This window comes from Pseudomonas aphyarum (assembly GCF_028657055.1).
Taxonomy (GTDB): domain Bacteria; phylum Pseudomonadota; class Gammaproteobacteria; order Pseudomonadales; family Pseudomonadaceae; genus Aquipseudomonas; species Aquipseudomonas aphyarum.
Genome location: NZ_JAMDGS010000002.1, coordinates 173,729 through 199,585 on the forward strand (window position 1 = coordinate 173,729; position 25,857 = coordinate 199,585).

General features: G+C 56.5%; 20 protein-coding genes. All 20 read right to left on the bottom strand.

Going from position 1 to position 25,857, the window contains the following annotated elements; translation table 11 throughout:
* Positions 1-49: 49 nt before the first annotated feature.
* The 20 genes from M5G18_RS02485 to gyrA all read right to left on the bottom strand — a co-directional run bounded on the left by M5G18_RS02485 (position 50) and on the right by gyrA (position 25,644).
* Entirely contained in the window at positions 50-3,040 is a 2,991-nt protein-coding gene (locus tag M5G18_RS02485) for a glycosyltransferase (RefSeq protein WP_273898494.1), read from the bottom strand.
* Positions 3,040-4,260: an FkbM family methyltransferase gene (locus tag M5G18_RS02490; RefSeq protein WP_273898495.1), complete on the bottom strand. Its 1,221-nt coding sequence runs from the start codon at positions 4,258-4,260 to the stop codon at positions 3,040-3,042. Before M5G18_RS02490 ends, M5G18_RS02485 begins: the two co-directional genes overlap by 1 nt.
* Complete coding sequence (locus M5G18_RS02495) at positions 4,260-5,210, bottom strand: class I SAM-dependent methyltransferase (RefSeq protein ID WP_273898496.1); 951 nt, start codon at positions 5,208-5,210, stop codon at positions 4,260-4,262. The genes M5G18_RS02490 and M5G18_RS02495 overlap by 1 nt, the downstream gene beginning before the upstream one ends.
* Positions 5,207-6,436 carry an ABC transporter ATP-binding protein gene (locus M5G18_RS02500; protein WP_273898497.1) on the bottom strand — a complete coding sequence of 410 codons (1,230 nt, stop codon included), beginning with the start codon at positions 6,434-6,436 and terminating at the stop codon, positions 5,207-5,209. The genes M5G18_RS02495 and M5G18_RS02500 overlap by 4 nt, the downstream gene beginning before the upstream one ends.
* The gene (locus M5G18_RS02505) at positions 6,436-7,233 is read right to left on the bottom strand and encodes an ABC transporter permease (protein ID WP_273898498.1); all 798 of its coding nucleotides are present in this window, start codon (positions 7,231-7,233) and stop codon (positions 6,436-6,438) included. The genes M5G18_RS02500 and M5G18_RS02505 overlap by 1 nt, the downstream gene beginning before the upstream one ends.
* Complete coding sequence (locus M5G18_RS02510) at positions 7,230-8,597, bottom strand: phosphohexomutase domain-containing protein (RefSeq protein WP_273898588.1); 1,368 nt, start codon at positions 8,595-8,597, stop codon at positions 7,230-7,232. Before M5G18_RS02510 ends, M5G18_RS02505 begins: the two co-directional genes overlap by 4 nt.
* A gap of 126 nt (positions 8,598-8,723) precedes the next feature.
* Positions 8,724-10,166, bottom strand: a complete 1,443-nt coding sequence (locus M5G18_RS02515; RefSeq protein WP_273898499.1) for a mannose-1-phosphate guanylyltransferase/mannose-6-phosphate isomerase — start codon at positions 10,164-10,166, stop codon at positions 8,724-8,726.
* Positions 10,167-10,604: 438 nt separating this feature from the next.
* Positions 10,605-11,495, bottom strand: coding sequence for a glucose-1-phosphate thymidylyltransferase RfbA (rfbA, locus tag M5G18_RS02520; protein WP_273898500.1), 891 nt, complete (start codon positions 11,493-11,495; stop codon positions 10,605-10,607).
* Complete coding sequence (gene rfbD / locus M5G18_RS02525) at positions 11,492-12,385, bottom strand: dTDP-4-dehydrorhamnose reductase (RefSeq protein WP_273898501.1); 894 nt, start codon at positions 12,383-12,385, stop codon at positions 11,492-11,494. Before rfbD ends, rfbA begins: the two co-directional genes overlap by 4 nt.
* Positions 12,382-13,458 carry a dTDP-glucose 4,6-dehydratase gene (gene rfbB / locus M5G18_RS02530; RefSeq protein WP_273898502.1) on the bottom strand — a complete coding sequence of 359 codons (1,077 nt, stop codon included), beginning with the start codon at positions 13,456-13,458 and terminating at the stop codon, positions 12,382-12,384. Before rfbB ends, rfbD begins: the two co-directional genes overlap by 4 nt.
* Before the next feature lie 222 nt (positions 13,459-13,680).
* Complete coding sequence (locus tag M5G18_RS02535; RefSeq protein WP_273898503.1) at positions 13,681-13,920, bottom strand: lipopolysaccharide assembly protein LapA domain-containing protein; 240 nt, start codon at positions 13,918-13,920, stop codon at positions 13,681-13,683.
* Positions 13,921-13,953: 33 nt separating this feature from the next.
* Entirely contained in the window at positions 13,954-14,247 is a 294-nt protein-coding gene (gene ihfB / locus M5G18_RS02540) for an integration host factor subunit beta (protein WP_100939092.1), read from the bottom strand.
* Positions 14,248-14,398: 151 nt separating this feature from the next.
* Positions 14,399-14,677, bottom strand: a complete 279-nt coding sequence (locus M5G18_RS02545) for a hypothetical protein (protein ID WP_273898504.1) — start codon at positions 14,675-14,677, stop codon at positions 14,399-14,401.
* A 206-nt stretch (positions 14,678-14,883) separates the two neighbouring features.
* Entirely contained in the window at positions 14,884-16,569 is a 1,686-nt protein-coding gene (gene rpsA, locus M5G18_RS02550; RefSeq protein WP_007950918.1) for a 30S ribosomal protein S1, read from the bottom strand.
* Between the two features lie 120 nt (positions 16,570-16,689).
* Entirely contained in the window at positions 16,690-17,379 is a 690-nt protein-coding gene (gene cmk, locus M5G18_RS02555; protein ID WP_007950916.1) for a (d)CMP kinase, read from the bottom strand.
* The gene (locus M5G18_RS02560; protein ID WP_230737736.1) at positions 17,376-19,583 is read right to left on the bottom strand and encodes a bifunctional prephenate dehydrogenase/3-phosphoshikimate 1-carboxyvinyltransferase; all 2,208 of its coding nucleotides are present in this window, start codon (positions 19,581-19,583) and stop codon (positions 17,376-17,378) included. Before M5G18_RS02560 ends, cmk begins: the two co-directional genes overlap by 4 nt.
* A 28-nt stretch (positions 19,584-19,611) precedes the next feature.
* Entirely contained in the window at positions 19,612-20,724 is a 1,113-nt protein-coding gene (gene hisC / locus M5G18_RS02565; RefSeq protein WP_007950914.1) for a histidinol-phosphate transaminase, read from the bottom strand.
* 12 nt (positions 20,725-20,736) lie between these two features.
* Entirely contained in the window at positions 20,737-21,831 is a 1,095-nt protein-coding gene (gene pheA, locus M5G18_RS02570) for a prephenate dehydratase (RefSeq protein WP_007950913.1), read from the bottom strand.
* Positions 21,831-22,916 carry a 3-phosphoserine/phosphohydroxythreonine transaminase gene (gene serC / locus M5G18_RS02575; protein ID WP_007950912.1) on the bottom strand — a complete coding sequence of 362 codons (1,086 nt, stop codon included), beginning with the start codon at positions 22,914-22,916 and terminating at the stop codon, positions 21,831-21,833. The genes pheA and serC overlap by 1 nt, the downstream gene beginning before the upstream one ends.
* A 64-nt stretch (positions 22,917-22,980) precedes the next feature.
* On the bottom strand, positions 22,981-25,644 hold the full coding sequence (gene gyrA, locus M5G18_RS02580; RefSeq protein WP_273898505.1) for a DNA gyrase subunit A: 2,664 nt from the start codon (positions 25,642-25,644) through the stop codon (positions 22,981-22,983).
* Positions 25,645-25,857 lie beyond the last annotated feature (213 nt).

Consider the following 25,857-nt stretch of genomic DNA (forward strand, 5'->3'; position numbering starts at 1 on the left):
ATGCCGGGTTTGCCGACATCTGTCGGCATCTCCCGGCAAAGCATTAGGATTAATTAGAGCCACACGGTGCCAGCACCTCGGCAAAAATCCTGTCCAGTTCAAAATTATCGTCAATTGCGCTGACATATAGAGATTTGACACCCTGACGAACCAGCGCCTGCAAACCCTCTTCCATAGACTGAGAATGCTCCGCCCCGTCATTCAGCATGACAAGCGTGTCACCTTTGCGATAGGAAATTTTCTCATCATGCAGTGCGTGAACCGGGCATCCGAGAATAGAAAGCATGAACTCACGAGCATAGCGATAAACCTGCCCTTCACTGTCTGCATAGACCGGCTCGATTCGCACATCGACAGCCGCGCGTTCAAGCCAGGCCATTATCCAGGAGCGGGCAAGGTCTCGAGTTTTCTGACCATCGATGAATGGCGTGACATCGAGCAGGATTTGCGGCCGGCTGAATGATTCGGACAGTGAGCTGTCGATCGCTTCGGCAACAGCCATGTAGTCTTGATCCGTTACAGGAAACCCGGACTTCGTTTCGAGCAATGCAATGGACTGGATCAAGTCTGCAACGCCGCCTCTACTTCTCTCGTGGAAGTGTTCAATGGCATCTTTATATTGAGCAGCGCATATCCCAGGAGCATGGCTCGAATGAACAATATTCCGGGCTCGCGCACCGAGTGCCTGCCGAGCCGGGACGTCCGTCCAGAGTTTGCTCAGAGCATCAATCAGCTCGCCGTCGGCAAACGCGTCAGACAGCTTGATGACGCCCTCATCTTCCAGGTCCGCCATACTGCCATTGGCATTGACGATCGTTGCCAGACCATAGTTCATGCAATCAAGCACGGCTGCGGAAGTTTCGCCCCTGGATTGGGTACGCAACTGAACACCTACATCCGCGGCACTGAGATAATCGCGGAACATCTCGGATGACGCCCAGCCTGTAATCACTACTTTTGAGCGAACACCCGACTGATTAATGCGCTGCTGAAGTTCATCACCATATCTGCCCGGATCATTTTGCCCAACGAATACAAGAACACAGGACGCATCGTCAGCCATCGGACTGTTCAGCCAGGCATCAAGAAGCCTGTCGTTCAACTTGCTCGGCCCCAGCAAACCGAAGCTGCAGACCACAAAGTCTTCGGGTTCAAGACCTAACTTGCGGCGAATACCTGCACGCTCATCGGCTACAGACTCCGCAGGAATTCTCAACAGTGGAATATTGACCCAGTCGCTACCCGCTTTGGGCCCATACCATTGCCGGGCAAGTTTTCGAGAACTTTCAGAGTGGATAATCACACCCTGTGCAGACTTCAGCACTGGAAGATTGGCGGGATATTTCCATATCGTGTCGACCAGCTCTTTCGAGTGGAAACGATAAGACACCGCCGGATAACCATGACTTTCGTACAACGCGTCCGTCAGTTCCGCTTGTGCAGGCGTATTCACTTCCATATGGGCAAGAATGCCGGAAAGGAAAAAGTCATGCAGAACGATAACACCCGGAATGGATTCAACGAGCTTGAACATATGCTCATGGAACGTAGAGTTGCCGAAGTGGTAGAGAACGCGATCATAAGAAGCCGCATTGTCCACGAACCATTCTACTGAGCGAATCGGCAATGTTTCCTTGAGCCAGGAAGGCTCGACATCACTCTGGGCTACGATGAGCTCGATGTTGAAATACTTCATCAACTCGGGAATCAGTTCGGCGCTGTAGTCACTGATACCGCTTCTCTGAGGCGGCAAGGGAGAGACATAAGCCAAACGTGGGAGGCCAGTTTCAGGCTCGGCGGCCGGCGCGCTCTTCGACTGCTGCTCATGGAAAGCTTCCATCGCGGCAATGGCTCGCTGAGCTGTTTTGTCCCAGGAAAACTCTTTGGCCTGTTTCAGGCCATGCTGCTCGAGCCGCGACCTGTATGAATCGTCCATCAGAACCTGACGCAGCTTTTCCGTGATCGATGCATCTTCCCGTGGGTTGAACAGCGCATCGACATTGTTGACCACTTCCGGAAGGCTCGAGGTATTCGCAGCCACAACCGCGCGACCGCAGGACATCGCCTCCAGGGCCGGAAGGCCGAAACCTTCGTGCCAGGATGGAAAAATAAATGCCTGACACAGATTGTAGAGAGCAACAAGATCCTCTTCGGAGACGAATCCGGTCATGACAAACTGGTCACGCTCCAGACCATGCTCTTTGGCCAGAGCCTCCAATCGCGCCCGATCATCAGGTCTGACCGAACACACCACCGCCAATTGATGCTGCTCAAGGATGCTGGCCGGGAGCCGGGCATAAGAACGAATCAGCCCCTCGATGTTCTTTCGGTAGTCAATCCCGCCGGTATACATCACATAGTCACGATTCAACCCGAAACGCGACAACACCTCAGCCTTCTTCGTGTCGCTATACGACCTTACCTTGAAGTGCGGATCCGCGGCTGTTGAGATATTGACGACGCTTTGAGCCTCGGAGCCCAGATACTGGATTGCCTCCTGACGAGAGGACTCGGAAATGGATAAGAGAAGATCCGCCGACTGGAGATAGTCTATTTTACTGTCGTACCACTTCGCGATCAGCGGATTCTGCAGATACGTATCCCGGTTGATGAAAGGGATCAAGTCATACAGCACTACAGCTGTCGGCAACTTTTTGACAAAGCTGCCAACGCTGGTAACGGAGTCATCCTCGAAACCTTCAAAAAGGCTGCTGACGAGAACTACATCGGGATTGAGAGATGCGAGGAAAGACTCGCGAATTCTCTCGGCGGCATCACGACGCCAGGCATTGGCGGGCTCAATATGGCTGACAGCCTCAGGCGCGTGCCAGACAACAATGTTTTCCTGAGGAATCAGATCCTGAAAAGTCTCGCGGATACTGTCAATCGACTCAGGAAAAGCACCGCTCAGGGCCAGCAGTATTTCGTGATCGCCACGGTTTCGCATGATCCCTTGAGCCAACGAAAGCGCATATCGACCGATTCCACGATTACGTGACCCTGTCGATTGAGCACCTTGAAGATCGATCACAATACGCATTACTGGCCCTCTCCATTGCGCGCGGCAGACTGCTTGAGCTGGCGATAGATATCGCGACCTCGCCCGGTAAGGTGCTGTTCACTGAGCGGTGCTTTCGCCCGCTTTACAACAGCGTTTTTGGACAGGCGAAAAACCACATCCCGTACGCCGCCATAGATACCAATGGCTTTGAGGAACCCGACACACTTCGAGCGCAAAGCAGGTCGAGCCGAAAAAAACAACGAAACCCGGCGAAGCAAAAAACCCAGCATGCTTTTTACAAAGCTTTTCAAGCGGATCATCAATCCGTGCTTGCGAACCAAATGGACTTGAGAAACCACCCAGCGCAACGGCTTGGTCAAATACCAGGACTTGCTCGCATAGACGGCAGCCAGTTCAGCCTCGACAGACTTGCGCAGTGTCTCCTCCGAGATTCTGCGCTCCTCCTCCGAAATCCGTCGCGCCTCTTCGGATGCTCTCAGGCTCTCACTGCGCAACGACTCGGCCTGCGCTTGAAGAACCCGGCTTTGAACAAGCTGATGAAATGAGTGAGAGGCCTTGCCCCCCAAAACGAATCGGTCAAATACATTGGGAGGGCAATTAAATGCCTCCAGCAACTCGCTGTGCGCTTCATGGACATAAAAGCGATTCAGTCCGTCGAAATAAGCAAAACGGTAGCCTTTCGCCAGGATCAGATTCTCCCAATCGCCATGGGTTTGCTCCTGACTCATCGGCAACGTGCTTTCAATGACCAGAATCCAAGGGCGGATAGGCGATTCCACCCAACTTTCTATGACATTTTTTTCAAGGCCCTCGACGTCAATTTTCATCCAGTTGATCGTCCGCTCGCGATACTTCTCCAACAAAGTATCCAGCGACATTACCGGGACGACCCTATGGATAGCCTGATATCCAGAATCAAGATGCATTCGGGCGATGGCATCGTCAGAAGTTGAGAGACCCGTGTCTGTAAATTCGTAAAACTCGAGACTTTCTACCCCGGAACCGATCGCGACCTGCTCGATGACTTCATCAGGTCGAGCCGCCCTCAGCTTTGAGGAATACTGCTCAGTCGGCTCGACGTGCACGCCGCGCCAATCGTGTTCATAAAACGCAAGGCTGACGGAATCGTGAATAGGGTCCTGGGCGCCGATATCAATGTAGAACCCCTTGGAGACGCCGCTCAGCGCTCTCCAGAGCATGACATCTTCAAAATTCTGGGCGTAGGATACAAAACTCATCAATGCTTCACCGAGTAAATATAATTAATAAATTCGCCATCTTCCGTATACGAATCAATTAGCAAGTTGGCTTTTTCGGCGAGCACTTCACGGGAGCGCCCAAGATAGAAAAACAAGTGAAAACGGGTGAACTCATACAGATATTCAAAACAGGGAGTGGTATGCGACATCTTGCCGCCAGGTTTCAAGAGCTGCGACATCGAACGCATTTCCTGCAATGGATGACGGAAGTGCTCCAGAACATTATTGGAGAAAATCCCGTCAAACTTAATATGATTCAACTCCTGCTCACTGGATATGACATAAGGCTCATGCGAAGCATCACCCGAGTGGTGAGGCTCATAGGCCATTACATTCCAGCCTTGCTCACGCAGAATCTGAACAGACCTGGACCATCCGCCCGCACCAAAATTGAGGTATATCCCCTCTTTGGTCGGGTTCAGTGCATGAAACGTGCGAATTTCCAGATCCGTCGAATCGCCTTCCTGATAAACGCTGTAATGAACGGCATAGTCTTGCGAAAGCTCGGCCGGGCTGAGTCTCATCATTTTTGACGGACCAAACACAGCATCACAGTCGGGGCACTGATGGCGAATCAATCGCCCGCCACCGAAAACGCAATGAGACTCCAACACCTTGAAGGACGACAGCGGATGCGACGCCCCACAAAGTTCGCAGGTCAGGGATACCGGTGCAGGCAACAGACCTTCCACCTGATCAATAACGTACCACTGACTGGAAATCCGGCCGCGTACCAGGTCCTGCTGAAGTGTTGAAATACGATCAGCGAGAAGATCCTGAACGCTTGCAATCGAGACGACCGCCAGGGGTTCGGCCGGCATTACGGGTGATCGGGCAGCCTCACTCGTCAATCGAGACAGGCTCGATCGACGCACAATGGCAATATCAAAAACCGACAACAGTTTATTGACCAACTTGATAACGATCATTCGGCCTCTTTTCCAATAGTCACGACCGGATTCAGCCAAACACTGCCAGTAAATACATCACAACTTACATTGAGCATCTCAAAAACCAGAGCGAGGTCACGCCACTCATAGTTTTCAGAAAGATGATTTTCAGACCCCGTCAATGCCACTGCGACCGAGTAGCTGCCCGGCCCCAGATTAGCGTTGAATGCAAATTTGAAATCAACACATTCGCCCGCACGCAAATCAGTCAGGGCCTGTTGCATATGGTGTGTATTGGTTCCAAAAACCGGTTGTCCCAGGCGATCCTTGATCATGAAGCCAAGGACAAGCCGCTCAATGGGCGCATTGATTCTTGCTCGAACACGAAGCGTTACCGGTGCACCTACTTCAACGACCTTGAGTGCCTCTTCCCGCGCATTGAGAATGCTGACATCCACAATTGAAGCTTCGCCAGAGCCAGACACCGTCTGAACCCGACCGTCCTCGGCAACCGACTGGCTTACCGTCTGATTTTCCCGCTCGGCGAGGATGGCGTTGTAGTAATCCATCACCTCCTCCGGCTTGCCCTCCATTGCCAGCCTGCCACCCTTCAAAAGTATGGCTCGATCACATACCGACTGAATTGCCGCCTTATCGTGAGAAACAATAAGCAATGTCGTGCCGCCCTTGCGGAATTCACGGATTCGCTCGAAGCTCTTGTGCTGGAAATAGGCATCGCCCACCGACAACGCCTCATCAACTATCAAGACATCGGGACGACGGGCCGTCGCGACGCTGAACGCAAGACGCATCTGCATCCCGCTGGAGTAAAGTCGAACGGGTTGGTCGATATAGTCGCCAATCTCCGCGAATGCCTCGATTTCCGGCATCAATTCATTGACTTCATTGACGCTCAGGCCCAACAACTGCCCAGCCATGATCGCGTTCTGGCGGCCGGTAAAATCGGGGTGAAACCCCATACCGAGCTCGAGCAGTGCAGCAACCCGACCGCTTAACTGAACACTACCGACTGTTGGCTGGGTTGTACCGGTGATCATTTTCAACAGGGTGCTTTTACCTGCCCCGTTTACACCGATGATGCCTACCGCCTCGCCAGGGCGAACCAGAAAGGTCAGGCCTTCCAGGACCCACTTCAGCTTGTGACGTGGTTTGCTGAACGGGATCAGCCACTCTGCCAGCCGGGACACACGACTCGGATATTGTTTATAAGCCTTGCCCAGACCCGTTACGTTAATCGTCCCCATCAGAGTTCATCCACCAATTCACCGGAGTGTTTTTTAAACAAATGAAGCCCCAGTAAACATATGAACAAACTGAGCAACAAAACAGGAAGTAGCGAGAACCAGTCAGGCATTTGCCCATGCACCATGACGCCCTGGTAAGAGCCAATCAAGGTTGCCATCGGGTTCAGCTTCATCAGCGATTGCAGCCAGACGGGCAGAATATTCAGTGGGTAAACAATAGGCGTGAACCAGAACCAGAATTGCAACACGACACCGAATAGTTGGCCGACATCTCGAAAGAACACGTTCAATACACCAAGCGTGATGCCGAGACCGATGGCGAACAATACCTGGATCAACAATATGGGAATGATCGCAAAGAACACCCAGCCTGGAAAATTTCCTGTAACCATCAGAAAAACAAGGAACAACGAGAAAATAATCCCGAAATTCACGGTTGCATTCATCACCAGCGTCACCGGCAGGCACAGCCTTGGAAAGCTCAGCTTTTTGATCAGATTGGCATTTTCAATAAAAATGCCCTGAGCCCGCCCGACTATCTCGGCGAAATAACCCCAGGTAATAACCCCGACACACAGGTAAATACTGTAACCAAAGGTACCCTCGACACCTGGCAACTTCGCACGCATCAACTGGGAGAAAATAACCGTGTACACAAATATCATTGCCAATGGCTGAATAACCGTCCAGCCGACACCCAGCATCGAGTTAGTGTATTTGGATTGAAACTCTCGCTTCACACTTCCCAGAATAAAACCACGGTAGTTCCACAAGGCCTTGATTGCTGGAGTGATCATTGTGCAGCACCTATAAGCGCTTCAATCTCTTTCAAGCGCGCTTGCATCAAATCGCGATCGGATCTGGACTCAACGTTCAACCGCAACAGCGGTTCGGTATTGGAACCACGCAGATTGAATCGCCACTGATCGAACTCCACGCTGATGCCGTCGGTCCTGTCCAGTCGAGGGGACTGAGCCTCGTAGTGCGACAAGACACACTCGATGGTCTTGGCAACATCTGCCACTTTATAGTTGATCTCGCCACTGCACGGAAAGGCAGCAATACGCTCATCCACCAGCTCAGATAGCGATCGTCCGGTGCTGGAAACCAGCGCGGCCACCAAAAGCCATGGAATCATTCCACTGTCGCAATATGCGAAGTCCCTGAAATAGTGGTGGGCACTCATCTCACCGCCATACACCGCATCTTCCTCGCGCATACGCTCTTTGATAAACGCGTGCCCGGTTTTGCTCTGAACGGCAATGCCCCCCGCCTGCTCTACCTGCTCGATAGTGTTCCAGGTCAGTCGCGGATCATGGATGATTTTGCTGTGGGGGTGCTGCTTCAGCAGCATCTCGGCCAGCAAACCAACGAGATAGTAACCTTCGATAAACCGCCCGTTCGCATCAAAGAAGAAGCAACGATCGAAATCACCGTCCCATGCCAGCCCCATATCACACTGGTTGGCCAATAATGCCTGGCGGGTCAGCTCGCGATTCTCGGGCAACAGGGGGTTGGGCACCCCGTTGGGGAAGTTTCCATCCGGCTCTTCGTTGATAAACACCCACTGCAACGACAGGCGTTCGGCCAGCAAGCGCAGGACAGGCCCGGCAGCACCGTTGCCTGGATCCGCAAGGATCTTCAGAGGCTTCAAGGCACCGGGATCAACGTAGGTCAACAAGTGCTCGATGTAAGCGGTTTTTTCGAAGGCCTGACGCATTTCGCCCTTTACCGCCGCCACGCTCCCCAGATTTCCCTGATCGACACGCTGACGGATGGCATCCAGTCCCGTATCACCACTGATCGGACGGGATTCAGCCTTGACCAGCTTCATACCGTTATAGCCTTTGGGGTTATGACTGGCCGTGACCATCACGCCACCATCGACCTTGTAGTGACTGGTAGCGAAGTAAACTTCCTCCGTACCGCAAAGTCCGATATCGATAACATCGGCACCCGCATCAAGGATGCCACGCGACAGCGCTGCTGCCAGGGCCGGGCTTTCAAGCCTCATGTCCTGACCGACCACAAACGTTTTACCTTGCAACTCAACGACAAGCGCACGACCTATGCGGTAGGCGATGTCTTCATTGAGTTGAGCGGGAACCTGACCACGGATGTCATAGGCTTTAAAGCATTGCGTCACGATTTGAGGATGCATTTTGCTCACTAACTGAAAGTCCGATGCCGCCCGGGGGCGGCAACGGCAAAAATGGACTGCCAGGACGAGGTGCCACTGGCGCGCTACCTCCCGCAGGGCGAGAGGCTGGCATCGGGTTCAGTGTCGTTACTTGTCGACGCGACCATAGTTGTCTTCAAAACGCACAATGTCATCTTCGCCCAGATAATCACCGCTCTGCACTTCAATCAGCACCAGGTCGATGACCCCCGGGTTCATCAGGCGGTGCTGGTGGCCGGCACGAATGAACGTGGACTCGTTGGTATTCAACATCAGCTCTTGCTGGTCGTTGACCACCACGGCCATGCCGCTGACCACAATCCAGTGCTCGCTTCTGTGATGGTGCATTTGCAGTGACAGAGAGGCCTTGGGTTTGACCACAATGCGCTTGATCTTGAAGCGCTCGCCATTTTCAAGCGTCGTGTAGGTACCCCAAGGGCGGTGCACGGTACGGTGCAGCAGATGCACCGTGTGACTGCAGGCCTTGAGTTGATTGACGATGTGTTTGACGTCCTGAGCGTGATCCTTGTGAGCAATCATCACCGCATCAGGGGTGTCGATTACCAGCAGGTCCTCGACACCTACAAGGGCAGTCAGGCGACCTTCGCTGTTTACGTAGTTGTTGCGAGAGTCGTGAGACAGCACCTCCCCTTCGAAGCGGTTGCCATTTTCATCGGGCGGGGTCAGTTCGCTGACTGCGTTCCAGGAACCGATATCGCTCCAGCCAATGTCGCACGGCACTGTCGCAACCTTGGAGGAACGCTCCATCAATGCGTAGTCGATGGAAATATCCGGAACCTCCCCGAATGCCTCCGCATCCAGCGCCAGGCAACGGTACTTGTTCGAGGAAGTCAGACGCGATTTTTCAATTGTCAGACTGACAGCCTGCACAACATCCGGAGCGTGCTTGCGAAGCTCTTCCAGTACAGTACCGACCCGGAAGCAGAACATTCCGGAGTTCCAGTAGTAGTTGCCGGCACTGACGTATTTCTCGGCCGTTTCAAGATCGGGCTTTTCGACAAAGCGCGCGACTTTTACGCCACCCTTCAACGGCGCGTCTTTTTGCGCCTCGACGTAGCCGAACCCGGTTTCAGGGTAGGTTGGCCGAATACCGAAGGTGACCAGCCAGCCTTCAGCAGCCAGCGTCTTCGCATTGGCCACGGCCTCGGCAAAGGCTTTTTCGTCTTGAATAAGGTGGTCGGCAGCCAGCACCAGCATCTGTGCGTCAGGACCATGCGTGGCTTCGAGCTGAAGTGCAGCAGCAGCAACAGCAGCAGCCGTGTTGCGCCCGAAAGGCTCCAGGATGAAACCTTGAGCATGCTTGGCCGAATTGACTACGCCGTATTCATCTTCGGTTTTGAACAGGAGTTCACGGTTGGTTACCGTAAGAACCTCCACAACGCCTTCCAGACGCGAGGCGCGCAGAAAGGTTTTCTGGATAAGGTTCTGGCCATCCGGCAGCTCCATGAACGGCTTGGGATGGGCCTCTCGAGAAACGGGCCACAACCGGCTGCCCACTCCACCAGACAAAATTACGGGAATCAGTTCCATTCGCTAAATCCTTAATCCCCTTTCTGGCAGATGAATCCAGAAAGCAGGGCTCAGTTATATTTCCGGTCATTCCGACATCGTGATCGAAGCAGATTTTGCTCGACGCAATTGCAAGGATACCAGTCCAACCTCGATCCAAACCCATCAGCCATATGCATGGCGCCGATCCGGTTGACTGCTCTGCCACTTACCCGATACCAGCCCCCGTATATCGGGCGGTATCGACCTGCGAAGGTCATCCTTGGATAGGAGGGGCGGACCCGATGAATGGAGGCGTGCAACGCGGAACGGGATCAGATATTTCTCGGCACATTCTACAGCTAGTGCCGGGAATTAATCACTGATGCGACGGGCTGAAATCAAAAAATCATTAAAAAACAAATGACTTCTTCAAGTACGAGCCATCAAAATAACATCGCAGACTATGCCAATCAAATATCAGTGCAGAGGCGCTTCCAGCAGCTTCCCCAGATAACGCCCATAACCCGTCTTCCCCAAGCGGTCAGCCTGAACCGAGAGCTGCTGCGCGGATATCCATCCGCTGCTATAGGCGATCTCTTCCAGGCAAGCCACTTTCAACCCCTGACGCTTCTCAATGGTGTGTACGAAATGGCTGGCCTCGAGCAATGAGTCATGGGTACCAGTATCCAGCCACGCAAAACCGCGACCCAGAACCTCGACATTCAGGCTATTGCGCTCAAGATAGGCACGATTGACATCAGTAATTTCCAGCTCGCCACGCGAGGACGGCTTGATGCTTTTTGCAATTTCGACAACATCGTTATCGTAGAAGTACAGCCCCGTGACCACATAGTTGGATTTTGGCTCTTGCGGCTTCTCTTCAATGCTTAGCACCCGACCATTCGGGTCGAACTCTACAACACCAAAGCGCTCGGGATCAGAGACGTGATAACCGAAAACAGTCGCACCACTTTCTCGCTTGGCGGCAGAACGCAGATAATCCGAAAAATGCTGACCATAGAAGATATTGTCACCCAGGATCAGACAGCACGGATCCTTGCCGATAAACTCCTCACCAATGATGAAGGCCTGTGCCAGACCGTCCGGGCTAGGCTGCTCGGCATAACTGAGCTTGATGCCATACTGACTGCCGTCACCGAGCAACTTGCGAAAGGAAGGAAGATCGTCCGGAGTGGAAATAATCAGGATTTCGCGCATCCCCGCCAGCATCAACACAGACAACGGGTAGAAGATCATCGGCTTGTCGTAGATCGGCAACATCTGCTTGGACACACCCAGCGTCAACGGATGCAAACGTGTTCCCGAGCCGCCGGCGAGAATGATGCCTTTACGATTTGTCGCGCTCATTTATTCAGAACTTCCCTAAGCATACGGGTTACGCCACTCCGCCAATCCGGCAAGTGAATAGAAAAATTATCACGCAGCTTTCTGGTATTGAGCCGCGAGTTCAAAGGACGGCGTGCCGGTGTGGGATAGGCAGCCGTTTCAATTGGGTTGATTACTTTCACTGCGAGCGGCTCGCCGCTGGCCCGGGCAAAATCAATCACATGACTGGCGTAACCATGCCACGACACCTCCCCACTGGCGGCCAGGTGATACAGGCCCGACAGCTCCGGATGCTGACGAACCTGCCGAATGGCCAACGAGGTGACGTCAGCAATGAGATCCGCACCCGTCGGGGCCCCGACCTGATCGGCGATGACATTGAGAGCCTCGCGCTCCGCTGCCAGACGCAGCATGGTCCTGGCGAAGTTGTTTCCGCGCGCGCCATAGACCCAGCTCGTACGGAAGATCAAATGCTTGCAGCCGGATGCGGCAATCGCCAGCTCGCCAGCCAGCTTACTGGCCCCGTAATGATTAACGGGAGCCACTGCATCCGACTCTTGCCAAGGCAGAGAACCCGATCCACTGAAAACGTAGTCAGTCGAATAATGAATCAGCCAGGCACCGAGAGCGGCAGCCTCTTCAGCCATGACCTGACTGGCCTGCGCGTTCACACGGTCGGCCAGCCCGGTTTCAGATTCCGCCTTATCGACTGCGGTATAGGCCGCCGCATTGACGATGACATCAGGGCTGACCCTGCGAATCGTCACGCGCAAGGCGTCAAGATCGGACAAATCTGCGCACAACCCATCAACCCCATTGCGATCCAGAGCAATCAACTCGCCAAGCGGCGCGAGAGAACGTTGCAGCTCCCAACCTACCTGACCGTTCTTTCCCAGCAGCAGAATCTTCATGCCTTGCTCAACCGGCCGGCGTAATTCTGGTCGATCCAGTGCTGATAACTACCACTCTTCACATGGGCGACCCATTCAGTATTGTCGAGGTACCACTCGACCGTCTTGCGGATGCCCGTTTCAAATGTTTCTTCCGGCACCCAACCCAACTCATGCTGGATTTTGCTGGCGTCGATGGCATAGCGCTGATCGTGACCCGGGCGATCTTCAACATAGGTGATCAGACTCGCATGGGGACGATAAGCGGAATCAGGACACAACTCATCAAGAAGCGCGCAAAGCGTTTTCACCACTTCGATGTTTTGCTTTTCGTTATGCCCACCGATGTTGTAGGTCTCGCCAACCACACCCTCGGTCACGACCTTGTAAAGCGCCCGCGCATGATCTTCAACGTAGAGCCAGTCACGGATCTGATTGCCTTTGCCGTAGACGGGAAGCGGCTTGCCCTCCAGCGCATTGAGTATGACCAGCGGGATCAATTTCTCAGGAAAATGGCACGGACCGTAATTGTTGGAACAGTTGGTCACCAGCGTCGGGAGACCATATGTGCGCGCCCAGGCCCGGACCAAATGATCAGAGCTGGCCTTGCTGGCCGAATATGGGGAACTGGGCTGATAAGGCGTTGTTTCAGTGAAAAGATCTTCCGGCCCTTCCAGATCACCATAAACCTCATCAGTTGAAATATGGTGGAAGCGAAAAAGGGTCTTACGGGCATCATCTAAAACAGCCCAATATTGCCGCGCCGCCTCAAGCAGATTGTACGTACCGATTATGTTGGTCTGAATGAACTCGGAGGGCCCACTGATCGACCGATCCACATGGGACTCGGCAGCCAGATGCATGATGACATCCGGCTGATGCTCGCGCAGGACACGATCCACTTGCTCACGATCGCAGATATCCACACGCTCGAATGCATAACGGGAACTTCCGCTCACTTCAGCGAGAGATTCCAGATTGCCGGCATAGGTCAGCTTATCGACGTTAACGACACTATCGTCAGTATGGGAAATGACGTGCCGAATGACCGCCGAACCGATGAATCCGGCGCCGCCGGTTACTAAAATTTTCACGCGGAACAAAGCCCTTGGCTGCTGACAGGCCACCAATGAGCGCTGTCTAATCCATGAATGCACAAGCCTGCAAAAACAAGGCCCATGTCAGAGTCAGTCTGCATCGATGCGGGATAGACCACCATCGAACAAGGGTTGTATTTTACAGCTTAATCGACGTTTTACTAATGGATACGGACAGGCAGTGACGCAAACTCGATGGACATTCGACACCTGTCGGTATCAGACAAGACGCTTTCGTTCCACCCGAGAAAAACGCCCCAAAAACCATCCAAGCACTGGCCCGATCAACATACCCACGAGCAACGCAACAACGACGACCAAAGAGACTGGAAGCTGAGGCCCCGACCAGCCAAGAAACAACAACGATACCGATTGCTGGTTTTCAAGAATGAAAGCCAGGACAACCAACATCAACAAAAGAATGGAAACGCCAAGGATCAAGCGCTTGAAATTACGCATCAGGATTACTCCCTTGAGAACCGATAGAGAGGATCAACCTTCTTCCTCTTCCTCGTTTACACGATCGCGCAGCTCTTTGCCCGGCTTGAAATGCGGAACGAATTTACCGTCGAGACTGACAGACTGACCCGTCTTGGGATTTCGTCCGACCCGCGGGGCACGATAGTGCAGGGAGAAGCTGCCAAAGCCACGGATCTCAATGCGATCACCCGTAGCCAGACACTGGGACATTTGTTCGAGCATGGTCTTGATGGCCAGCTCCACATCTTTCGATGAGAGCAGCCCTTGATGGGTGACAATTCGTTCGATCAACTCCGACTTCGTCATATTTTTCCCTTCTTTTTCAAGCAGCTAGATCAGCGCTTGAAAGGTTTTAGCACGCCCGGAAGATTTTGAACAGCCCAGGACTTGACATATCTTTCCGCTCGCCGAAACGCCCATTTTCAGGGCATCGGATCGCAACCCCATGAACGCTCACTCACCGACACATCACCAGCATTGTCCGAGTAACGTAGCCAGCAGGATTGAAGCCAAAGGGAAATTCATCCTCATCCCGGGCATCATCAGAACGCGTGATCACCTTATAACCTGCGCCCTTGCATTCCTTGGCGGCGCGCTTCTGACACTTCTCCCAGCTCGAGCCCAAGCCCGAGCAGTCGACTTCGATGCCGCTGACTCCACGCACTGCATGGGTCTTGGCGCTGGTAGTGCAACCCGCCAAAATCAACACACTCACCAAGACGATAAACTTGTTCATTCACTTCCTTATGCCAGGCGCCTGCCCGACTACTGCGATCTTCAGACTAAGCCTAGTCGCGAATAGACGATTGATCCGATTAAAGAAACAGACCGCCTGGCAAAGGGAATGGTTTCACCCGAACAAACAGAGAGCGATACCCCACCAAATCGCAGGCACAAAAAAGGGCGACCGAAGTCGCCCTTTTTTTAATGATCAGACAGAACTCAGTTCTGTTTGGCCATTGCTTGACGCAGCAGTGCAGCCATAGTGGTGTCAGCTGCTTCGCCTTCCGGAGCGGCTTTCAGGCTCTGGATGGCTTCTTTCTCTTCCGCATCGTCTTTCGATTTGATCGACAGCTGAATTACGCGGCTCTTACGATCAACGCTGATGATCTTGGCTTCTACTTGCTGGCCTTCTTTCAGAACGTTGCGCGCGTCTTCAACGCGGTCACGGCTGATTTCGGAGGCTTTCAGAGTCGCTTCGATGTCGTCGGCCAGAACGATGATGGCGCCTTTGGCGTCAACTTCTTTCACGGTGCCAGTAACGATTGCGCCTTTGTCGTTAACCGAGACGTACTCGGAGAACGGATCGCTTTCCAGTTGCTTGATACCCAGGGAGATACGCTCACGCTCCGGGTCAACCGACAGGATAACGGTGTCCAGCTCGTCGCCCTTCTTGAAACGACGTACGGCTTCTTCGCCCACTTCGTTCCAGGAGATGTCGGACAGGTGAACCAGACCGTCGATGCCGCCGTCCAGACCAATGAAGATACCGAAATCGGTGATCGACTTGATGGTGCCGGAGATCTTGTCGCCCTTGTTGAACTGGCCAGAGAAGTCTTCCCATGGGTTCGACTTGCACTGTTTGATGCCCAGGGAGATACGACGACGCTCTTCGTCGATGTCCAGAACCATGACTTCCACTTCGTCGCCGACTTGTACGACTTTCGAAGGGTGGATGTTCTTGTTGGTCCAGTCCATTTCCGAAACGTGTACCAGACCTTCAACGCCTTCTTCCAGCTCAGCGAAGCAGCCGTAGTCGGTCAGGTTGGTTACACGAGCGGTAACGCGAGTGCTTTCTGGGTAACGGGCTTTGATAGCAACCCATGGATCTTCGCCCAGTTGCTTCAGGCCCAGGGAAACACGATTGCGCTCGCGATCGTATTTCAGAACCTTGACGTCGATCTCGTCACCAACATTGACGATTTCGGAAGGGTGCTTGATACGCTTCCACGCCATGTCGGTGATGTGCAGCAGGCCGTCCACGCCACCCAGATCGACGAATGCGCCGTAATCGGTGAGGTTTTTGACGATACCTTTGACTTGCTGGCCTTCCTGCAGGGATTCCAGCAGAGCTTCACGCTCGGCGGAGTTCTCGGCTTCCAGGACGCTGCGACGGGAAACGACAACGTTGTTGCGCTTCTGGTCCAGCTTGATGACCTTGAATTCCAGCTCTTTGCCTTCCAGGTGCGTGGTGTCGCGCACTGGACGGACGTCAACCAGGGAACCTGGCAGGAACGCACGGATGCCGTTAACGTCGACAGTGAAGCCGCCTTTAACCTTACCGTTGATAACGCCCTTGACCACTTCCTCAGCTGCGAAGGCTGCTTCCAGAACGATCCAGCATTCAGCGCGCTTGGCTTTTTCACGGGACAGCTTGGTTTCACCGAAACCGTCTTCAACCGAGTCCAGAGCAACGTGAACTTCGTCACCGACGTTGATGTTCAGTTCGCCAGCGTCGTTGTAGAACTGCTCCAGAGGGATCAGCGCTTCGGACTTCAGGCCAGCGTGAACGGTTACCCAGCGAGCTTGGTAATCGATATCAACGATAACACCGGTGATGATGGAGCCTGCCTGAAGGTTCAGGGTCTTTAGGCTTTCTTCAAAGAGTTCCGCAAAGCTTTCGCTCATTTTAATTCCTGTTGATTAGGGCGAAAAATACGCCCGTCTCCACATCCCAGACGATGCGGGTCAGTTTCATTTAAAGGAAGCCACCGCAGGACTATGACTGGTCCCCTGCGGCCTTCCTGGTCACCCGGCGATATCGCGAATGGCGATCTCGCTCATGATGCGTTCCAGCACCTGATCGATGGACAACTCCGTGGAATCCAGCTGTATGGCGTCAGCCGCCGGCTTGAGCGGGGCCACCGCTCGCTGGGTATCACGCTCGTCGCGCGCACGGATCTCATCTAGCAGACTCGACAGACTAACACCCTCGACTTTGCCCTTCAACTGCAAATATCGACGGCGCGCCCGCTCCTCGGCACTGGCGGTCAGGAAAATCTTCAGAGGCGCATTCGGAAATACCACTGTGCCCATGTCGCGACCATCGGCCACCAGGCCCGGGGTTTCCTGGAAAGCACGCTGGCGCTGCAGCAGCGCCTCGCGCACGGCCGGCAACGCAGCCACCTGAGAAGCGCCGGAGCCGACGCTTTCAGTACGGATGACATCGCTGACTTCGTCACCTTCCAGAATGATGCGTTGCAGCTGACCGTCGGTCGCCGCGATGAACTGCACATCCAGATGAGCGGCCAGTTTCTTCAGCAGCTCTTCATTGGTCAGGTCGACACCATGGTTGTGCGCAGCAAACGCCAAAAGGCGATACAGCGCACCGGAGTCCAGCAGGTTCCAGCCCAGACGCTTGGCCAGAATCCCGGCTACGGTGCCTTTGCCCGAGCCGCTTGGCCCGTCGATGGTGATGACCGGTGCAATGTTGTTCACGACTGAGCCTCTTGCGCCACACGAATGCCGACCTGCGCGCACAGCGCCAGGAAGTTCGGGAACGATGTCGCGACGTTGGCGCAGTCATGGATGCGGATCGGTGCCGTAGCGCGCAGCGAGGCCACGCTGAAAGCCATCGCGATGCGGTGATCGCCATGACCATGCACTTCGCCGCCGCCGATCTGGCCGCCGTCGATGATGATGCCGTCCGGGGTCGGCTCGCATTTGACGCCCAGCGCCAGCAAACCGTCCGCCATGACCTGGATACGATCCGATTCCTTGACCCGCAGCTCTTCGGCGCCGGTCAGCACGGTGCGCCCTTCGGCACAGGCCGCGGCCACGAACAACACCGGGAATTCGTCGATCGCCAGTGGAACCAGCGCTTCCGGAATCTCGATACCCTTGAGTTTAGCCGCTCGCACGCGCAGGTCGGCAACCGGCTCGCCGCCCACTTCACGCTGGTTTTCCAGCGTGATGTCGGCGCCCATCAGGCGCAGGATGTCGATCACGCCGGTGCGGGTCGGGTTGATGCCGACGTGCTCGAGCACCAGCTCCGAACCTTCTGCGATGGACGCCGCCACCAGGAAGAACGCCGACGACGAGATGTCGCCCGGTACTTCGATGTGGGTCGCAGCCAGCTTGCCGCCGGACTCGACGGACGCAGTGGCACCATCAACGCTCACCGGGTAGCCGAAGCCGCGCAGCATGCGCTCGGTGTGGTCACGGGTCGGGGCTGGCTCGGTAACGGTGGTCTTGCCTTCGGCGTACAGACCCGCCAGCAGCAGGCAGGACTTAACCTGGGCACTGGCCATCGGCATGGTGTAGGTCAGGCCTTTGAGCTTGTGACCGCCACGAATGGTCATCGGCGGACGACCTTCGGCAGCCGTTTCGATCACGGCACCCATTTCCCGCAGCGGGTTGGCGACGCGATTCATCGGACGCTTGGACAGCGACGCATCACCGGTCAGAGTGCTGTCGAAGTCCTGCGCGGCCAGCAGGCCGGACAGCAGGCGCATCGAAGTGCCGGAGTTGCCCAGATAGATCGGGCCCGGCGCAGGCTTCAGGCCGTGCAGGCCGACACCGTGGATGGTCACGCGGCCGTGATGCGGGCCTTCGATGACCACGCCCATGTCACGGAACGCCTGCAAGGTCGCCAGGGCGTCTTCGCCCTCAAGGAAGCCTTCGACTTCGGTGACGCCTTCAGCCAGGGAACCGAGCATGATCGAACGGTGGGAAATCGATTTGTCACCTGGTACGCGAATCCGACCGGACAGGCGGCCACCAGGTTGAGCCAGGAAAATCAGATCGTTGGAATTCATAGCGTCCACATAGGCCCTGCGGGCCAGGATTTTACTGAAATGCTCGCGGGCAACCCGGGCGCGCGTGAAGACGCCCAACAATTGGTGCCCATCCCCTGCATCGACCGCGTCGCGCAAGGCGTCGAGGTCGCTGCGAAATGTATCGAGTGTGCGCAGGACAGCCTCGCGGTTGGCGAGAAAGATGTCATGCCACATGACCGGGTCGCTTCCGGCGATTCTTGTGAAATCACGGAAACCGCCCGCAGCGTAACGGAAGATCTCAAGGTTTTCATTGCGTTTGGCCAGCGAATCGACCAGACCGAAGGCCAGCAGGTGCGGCAGATGACTGGTCGCGGCCAGCACTTCATCGTGACGCTCGACCTGCATGTGCTCGACGTCGGCGCCCAGCTCGCGCCACAAGCGATCAACCACCGCCAGGGCAGCCGGATCGGTCTGCTCCAGCGGGGTCAGAATCACTTTATGACGGCGGAACAGTTCCGAGTTGGAGGCTTCCACCCCGCTCTGCTCGGAGCCGGCAATCGGATGGCCCGGCACGAAGCGCGCCGGCATGCCGCCGAATGCTTCGGTCGCCGCGCGCACCACGTTGCCCTTGGCGCTGCCGACATCTGTGAGGATCGCCTGACCCAGATCCATGCCGGCCAGACGGGCCAGCACTTTTTCCATGGCCAGGATTGGCACCGCCAACTGGATCACGTCCGCGCCCTGGCAAGCTGCCACGAGGTCGTCTTCGCAACGATCCACCACGCCCAATTCGACCGCCAGCTTGCGCGATTGCGGGTCGAGATCAACCCCGACCACCTCGCGGCACACGCCGCTTTCACGCAAGCCTTTGGCAAACGAACCACCGATCAACCCCAGACCGACCACCACCAGGCGCCCGATCATAGGTGCAGCAGATTGCAGCGCAGTGACATCACCCACGAGCCAGAACCTTGCGCAGCGCCTCGAGGAAGCGGCTGTTTTCCGCCGGCAGACCGATGGTCACCCGCAGATGGTTCGGCATGCCGTAGTTGGCCACCGGACGCACGATCACGCCTTCGCGCAGCAGGCCCTGGAACACTGGAGCCGCCACTTGACCGAGGTCGACGCAGATGAAGTTGCCCTTGGACGGAATCCAGCTCAGGCCCAGCTCGCGGAAACCCGCTTCCAGCTGTTGCATGCCGGATTCATTGAGCTGACGGCTCTGCGCCAGATACTCCTCGTCTTTCAGCGCCGCACACGCCGCGGCCAAAGCCAGGCTGTTGACGTTGAACGGCTGGCGTACACGGTTCAGCACGTCCGCCACCACCGGGGTGGACAAGCCGTAACCGACGCGCAGCGCCGCCAGACCATAGGCCTTGGAGAACGTGCGCGAGACCAGCAGGTTCGGATAAGCCGCGAGGAAATCCAGACCGTCCGGCAGATCGCTGCCTTCGGCGTATTCGATGTAAGCCTCGTCCAGAACAACCAGCACATGCTCCGGCACGTCCTGCAGGAACTCGTCCAGCGCTTCGGCGCCGAACCAAGTGCCGGTCGGGTTGTTCGGGTTGGCGATGAACACGACGCGGGTGTTGGCGTCGATGGCCGCCAGCATCGCTGGCAGGTCATGCCCCCAATCCTTGGCCGGAACGACCTTGGCCTGAGCGCCGACCGCCTGGGTCGCGATCGGGTAGACCGCAAACGCGTGCTCGCTGAACACCGCATTCAGGCCCGGCGCCAGATAGGCGCGCGCCACCAGCTCAAGAATGTCGTTGGAGCCGTTGCCCAGGGTCACCTGGTTCAGCTCGACACGGCATTGCTCGGCCAGCAGGGATTTCAGGGCAAAACCGTTGCCGTCCGGATAACGGGTCAGCTCGTCCAGCGCTTCGCGGATCGCGGCCAGCGCTTTCGGGCTCGCGCCCAACGGGTTTTCGTTGCTCGCCAGTTTGACGATGCTTGCCGGATCCAGGTCCAGCTCGCGCGCCAGTTCGTCCACGGGCTTGCCCGGCACGTATGGCGAAAGTTGTTGCACGCCCGGCTGTGCCAGAGCGAGGAAGTTGCCACTCATTGCTACCACCCCTTAAAGAACTGCTTTCGGGTAGGAACCCAGCACCTTGAGTGCTACTGCTTCCTGACTGATCTTTTCCAGTACACCTTTGATCAGCGGATCACGGTGATGACCGACGAAGTCGATGAAGAACACGTAGGTCCATTTGCCGCTGCGCGACGGACGGGTTTCGATCCGGGTCAGGTCGATCCCGTTGTCATGGAACGGCACCAGCAGCTCATGGAGCGCGCCAGGCTTGTTGCTCATGGACACGATGATCGAAGTCTTGTCGTCGCCGGTCGGCGGCACTTCCTGGTTACCGATCATCAGGAAGCGCGTGGAGTTGTCCGGACGATCCTCGATCTTCTCGGCCAGACGGGTCAGGCCGTACAACCCGGCCGCCATGTCACCGGCGATCGCCGCCGAATTCCACTCACCCTTGACCCGCTTGGCCGCTTCGGCGTTGCTGGACACCGCCACGCGCTCGACATTCGGATAATGGGCGTCCAGCCACTTGCGGCACTGGGCCAGCGACTGGGCGTGGGAATAGATGCGGCTGATGCTGTCGGTCTTGGTGTTTTCACCGACCAGCAGGTGGTGGTGAATCCGCAGCTCGACTTCGCCACAGATGACCATGTCATGTTCGAGGAAGCTGTCGAGGGTGTGGTTGACCGCGCCTTCGGTGGAGTTCTCCACCGGCACCACGCCAAAGTTCACCGCACCGGCCGCCACTTCACGGAACACTTCGTCGATCGCCGCCATTGGCTTGCTGATCACCGCATGACCGAAGTGCTTCATGGCCGCCGCTTGGGTGAAGGTGCCTTCCGGACCGAGATAAGCCACTTTCAGCGGGTTCTCGAGAGCCAGGCACGAAGACATGATTTCGCGGAACAAGCGCGCCATTTCTTCGTTGCCCAGCGGCCCCTTGTTGCGCTCCATCACGCGCTTGAGAACCTGGGCCTCACGCTCGGGACGGTAGAACACCGGCTGCTCGCCTTCGGCCAGACTGGCCATCTTGACCCGGGCAACTTCTTCGGCGCAGCGCGCGCGATCGCTGATCAGCTGGAGGATTTTCTCGTCCAGGTTATCGATGCGAACGCGCAGCGCCTTGAGCTCCTGCTCGGACATCAGGAATGCTCCTTCTCGAATTCAGCCATGTAGCCAACCAGCGCTTCGACGGCGTCCAGACCCAGGGCGTTGTAGATCGAGGCACGCATGCCGCCAACCGAGCGATGGCCCTTGAGGTTGAGCAGGCCACGGGCGTCGGCGCCGGCCAGGAACGCCTTGTCCAGACGCTCGTCGGCCAGACGGAACGGCACGTTCATCCACGAGCGGGCGTTGACGCTGATCGGGTTGGTATAGAAGTCGCTGTTGTCGATGAAGCCGTACAGGCGATCTTTCTTCGCCTTGTTGCGCTGCTCCATCGCGGCGACGCCGCCCTGCTCCTTCAGCCACTCGAACACCAGGCCCGAGAGGTACCAGGAATAGGTGGCCGGGGTGTTGTACATCGAGCCGTTATCGGCCGAAATCTTGTAGTCGAGCATGGTCGGGCACGAACTGCGGGCGCGGCCCAGCAGGTCTTCACGGACGATCACTACGACCAGACCGCTCGGGCCGATGTTCTTCTGCGCGCCGGCGTAGATCAGGCCGTACTGCGACACATCGATCGGGCGCGAGAGGATATCGGAGGACATGTCGACCACCAGCGGAACGTCACCAGCCTCGGGAACCCAGTCGAACTGCAGGCCGCCGATGGTTTCGTTGGACGCATAGTGCAGATAGGCCGCACCCGGGGTCAGCTTCCACTCGTTCTGGCCAGGGATGGCCAGGTAGTCATAAGGCTTGGCGCTGGCAGCAACATTGATGTTGCCGAAGCGACGAGCTTCCTCGATGGCTTTTTTCGACCAGATGCCGGTTTCGACATAGTCGGCAGTACCGTTCTCGGGCAGCAGGTTCAGCGGAATCTCGGCGAACTGTTGGCTCGCACCGCCCTGCAGGAACAGCACTTTGTAATTGGAGGGGATGGACAGCAGGTCGCGCAGGTCTTGTTCGGCCTTCTCGGCGATGGCCACGTAGTCATCGCTGCGATGGCTCATTTCCATGACCGACAGACCCTTGCCGTGCCAGTCGAGCATCTCGGACTGGGCACGCAACAGGACAGCTTCAGGCAGCGCAGCGGGACCTGCGCAGAAGTTATAGGCTCGTTTGCTCACATCCACTCTCGCTATGCAATCACGGTAGCGGACAGAGCAAACACTCTGCCCTGCTACGATTTGGTTAGTCTTGCGACTCTTCTTCGTCTGCGGCGTCCGCCTGCAGGTTGTCGACCGCATCGTCCGGTTCGGCGCCGATCACGCCTTCTTCCAGTTCGACACCTTCTTCACCTTCAAACTCTTCACCCTCGACTTCCGACGGCTCCTGAACCCGCTCCAGACCAACCAGGGTTTCATCCTTGGCCAGCTTGATCAGGGTTACGCCCTGGGTGTTACGACCCAGGCTGGAAACTTCGTCGACACGGGTACGCACCAGCGTGCCCTGGTCGGAAATCAGCATGATCTCCTCGCCGTCGAGCACCTGAACCGCACCGACCAGACGGCCGTTACGCTCGTTGCTGACCATGGCGATCACGCCCTGGCCGCCACGCTTGTACTCAGGGAACTCGGTGATCGCGGTGCGCTTGCCATAACCACGCTCGGAAGCGGTGAGGATCTGGCTGCCCTCTTCCGGGATCAGCATCGAAATCAGCTTCTGCCCTTCCGGCAGACGCATCCCGCGCACACCACGGGCGGTACGACCCATGGCACGCACGTCGGATTCCTTGAAGCGGGTGACCTTGCCGCCGTCGGAGAACAGCATCACTTCACGCTCGCCATCGGTGATGGCCGCGGAGATCAGCACGTCGCCTTCATCCAGCTCCAGCGCGATCAGACCGACGCTGCGCTGACGGCTGAAGGATTCCAGCGGGGTCTTCTTCACGGTGCCGTTGGCGGTGGCCATGAAGATGTAGTGACCTTCGGTGTATTCCTCGACCGGCAACATGGTGGTGATGTATTCACCGTCATCCAGCGGCAGCAGGTTGACCAGCGGACGACCACGGGCGGCGCGGGACGCTTCCGGAATTTCGTAGGTCTTCAGCCAGTACACCTTGCCCTTGCTGGAGAACAGCAGCAGCGTGGTGTGGCTGTTGGCAACCAGCAGGTGAGCGATGTAATCCTCATCCTTCACGCCGGTAGCCGATTTGCCTTTACCGCCACGACGCTGGGCCTGGTACGCAGCCAGCGGCTGGGTCTTGGCATAACCGCCGTGGGAGATGGTCACGACGCGCTCTTCTTCCGGGATCATGTCACCCAGGGTCAGGTCGAGGCGTGCATCGAGAATCTCGGTGCGGCGCACGTCGCCGTATTCGGCACGGATCACTTCCAGTTCTTCGCGGATCACTTCCATCAGGCGCACGGCGCTGTTGAGGATGCGGATCAGCTCGCCGATCTGGTTGAGGATCTCTTGATACTCGGCCAGCAGCTTTTCGTGTTCCAGACCGGTCAGACGGTGCAGACGCAGTTCCAGAATGGCTTGCGCCTGTTCCGGCGACAGGAAGTACTTGCCTTCGCGCAGACCGTATTGCGGATCGAGGTTTTCCGGACGGCACGAATCGGCACCGGCACGCTCAACCATCGCGACTACCGCCGAGGATTCCCACGGCGTGCTGACCAGCGCTTCCTTGGCTTCCGACGGGGTCGGCGAAGCCTTGATCAGGGCGATCACCGGGTCGATGTTCGACAGGGCAACGGCCTGACCTTCGAGGATGTGACCACGCTCGCGCGCCTTGCGCAGTTCGAACACGGTACGGCGGGTAACCACTTCGCGACGGTGACGGACGAAGGCTTCCAGCAGGTCCTTGAGGTTCAGGATCCGCGGACGGCCGTCGATCAGCGCAACGATGTTGATGCCGAATACCGATTGCAGCTGGGTCTGGGCGTAGAGGTTGTTGAGGATCACCTCAGGCACTTCGCCGCGACGCAGTTCGATCACGACGCGCATACCGTCCTTGTCGGACTCGTCGCGCAGTTCGGTGATGCCTTCGAGTTTCTTCTCTTTTACCAGTTCGGCGATCTTCTCGATCAGACGCGCCTTGTTCAGCTGGTAAGGGAGTTCGGTGATGACGATCTGCTGACGGCCACCGACCTTGTCGATGTCTTCGATGATCGAGCGGGCGCGCATGTAAATGCGGCCACGGCCGGTGCGGTAGGCTTCGATGATGCCGGCGCGACCGTTGATGATCGCGGCAGTCGGGAAGTCCGGACCGGGAATGTATTGCATCAGCTCATCGACGGTCAGCTCGGGATTGTCGATGAGGGCCAGGCAACCGTCGATGACTTCACCGAGGTTGTGCGGCGGAATGTTGGTCGCCATGCCCACGGCGATACCGCTGGAACCGTTGACCAGCAGGTTCGGTACGCGAGTCGGCATGACCGCCGGGATCAGCTCGGTGCCGTCGTAGTTCGGCACCCAGTCCACGGTTTCCTTGTGCAGGTCGGCCAGCAGTTCGTGCGCCAGCTTGGTCATGCGCACTTCGGTGTATCGCATGGCCGCGGCGTTGTCGCCGTCCACCGAACCGAAGTTGCCCTGGCCGTCGACCAGCAGGTAACGCAGGGAGAAAGGCTGCGCCATGCGGACGATGGTGTCGTACACCGCGGTATCACCGTGCGGGTGATACTTACCGATCACGTCACCGACGACACGGGCAGATTTCTTGTACGGCTTGTTGAAGTCGTTGCCCAGCTCGCTCATCGCGAACAGCACGCGACGGTGCACGGGCTTCAAGCCATCGCGCGCATCCGGCAGTGCACGGCCGACGATCACGCTCATCGCGTAGTCGAGATAGGACTGTTTCAGCTCGTCTTCGATATTGACCGGGAGGATTTCTTTGGCCAGTTCGCCCATGAGAAGCCTGATTCCTTTTTCTGGTGAAACTTCGCCATATCCATAGGGGACGCACGAAGCTCGTCGATGCAGGCCGAGTGCCATGCGCCGACTTACGACAAATCGACAAGTTGACCCTGGATTTGCGCAGTGAAGACAACCCCGTGGGACTGCCTCGGAAAACGCCGGATGTTATCACAAGAGCCGCCACGCACCTATCCCCCAGATGCGCAT

Bases quoted from the DNA above. Each gene is read 5' to 3' on its own strand.
- M5G18_RS02485 (WP_273898494.1), bottom strand. From the start codon at position 3,040: ATGCGTATTGTGATCGATCTTCAAGGTGCTCAATCGACAGGGTCACGT.
- M5G18_RS02490 (WP_273898495.1), bottom strand. From the start codon at position 4,260: ATGAGTTTTGTATCCTACGCCCAGAATTTTGAAGATGTCATGCTCTGG.
- M5G18_RS02495 (WP_273898496.1), bottom strand. From the start codon at position 5,210: ATGATCGTTATCAAGTTGGTCAATAAACTGTTGTCGGTTTTTGATATT.
- M5G18_RS02500 (WP_273898497.1), bottom strand. From the start codon at position 6,436: ATGGGGACGATTAACGTAACGGGTCTGGGCAAGGCTTATAAACAATAT.
- M5G18_RS02505 (WP_273898498.1), bottom strand. From the start codon at position 7,233: ATGATCACTCCAGCAATCAAGGCCTTGTGGAACTACCGTGGTTTTATT.
- M5G18_RS02510 (WP_273898588.1), bottom strand. From the start codon at position 8,597: ATGCATCCTCAAATCGTGACGCAATGCTTTAAAGCCTATGACATCCGT.
- M5G18_RS02515 (WP_273898499.1), bottom strand. From the start codon at position 10,166: ATGGAACTGATTCCCGTAATTTTGTCTGGTGGAGTGGGCAGCCGGTTG.
- rfbA (WP_273898500.1), bottom strand. From the start codon at position 11,495: ATGAGCGCGACAAATCGTAAAGGCATCATTCTCGCCGGCGGCTCGGGA.
- rfbD (WP_273898501.1), bottom strand. From the start codon at position 12,385: ATGAAGATTCTGCTGCTGGGAAAGAACGGTCAGGTAGGTTGGGAGCTG.
- M5G18_RS02535 (WP_273898503.1), bottom strand. From the start codon at position 13,920: ATGCGTAATTTCAAGCGCTTGATCCTTGGCGTTTCCATTCTTTTGTTG.
- ihfB (WP_100939092.1), bottom strand. From the start codon at position 14,247: ATGACGAAGTCGGAGTTGATCGAACGAATTGTCACCCATCAAGGGCTG.
- M5G18_RS02545 (WP_273898504.1), bottom strand. From the start codon at position 14,677: ATGAACAAGTTTATCGTCTTGGTGAGTGTGTTGATTTTGGCGGGTTGC.
- rpsA (WP_007950918.1), bottom strand. From the start codon at position 16,569: ATGAGCGAAAGCTTTGCGGAACTCTTTGAAGAAAGCCTAAAGACCCTG.
- M5G18_RS02560 (WP_230737736.1), bottom strand. From the start codon at position 19,583: ATGATCGGGCGCCTGGTGGTGGTCGGTCTGGGGTTGATCGGTGGTTCG.
- hisC (WP_007950914.1), bottom strand. From the start codon at position 20,724: ATGAGTGGCAACTTCCTCGCTCTGGCACAGCCGGGCGTGCAACAACTT.
- pheA (WP_007950913.1), bottom strand. From the start codon at position 21,831: ATGTCCGAGCAGGAGCTCAAGGCGCTGCGCGTTCGCATCGATAACCTG.
- gyrA (WP_273898505.1), bottom strand. From the start codon at position 25,644: ATGGGCGAACTGGCCAAAGAAATCCTCCCGGTCAATATCGAAGACGAG.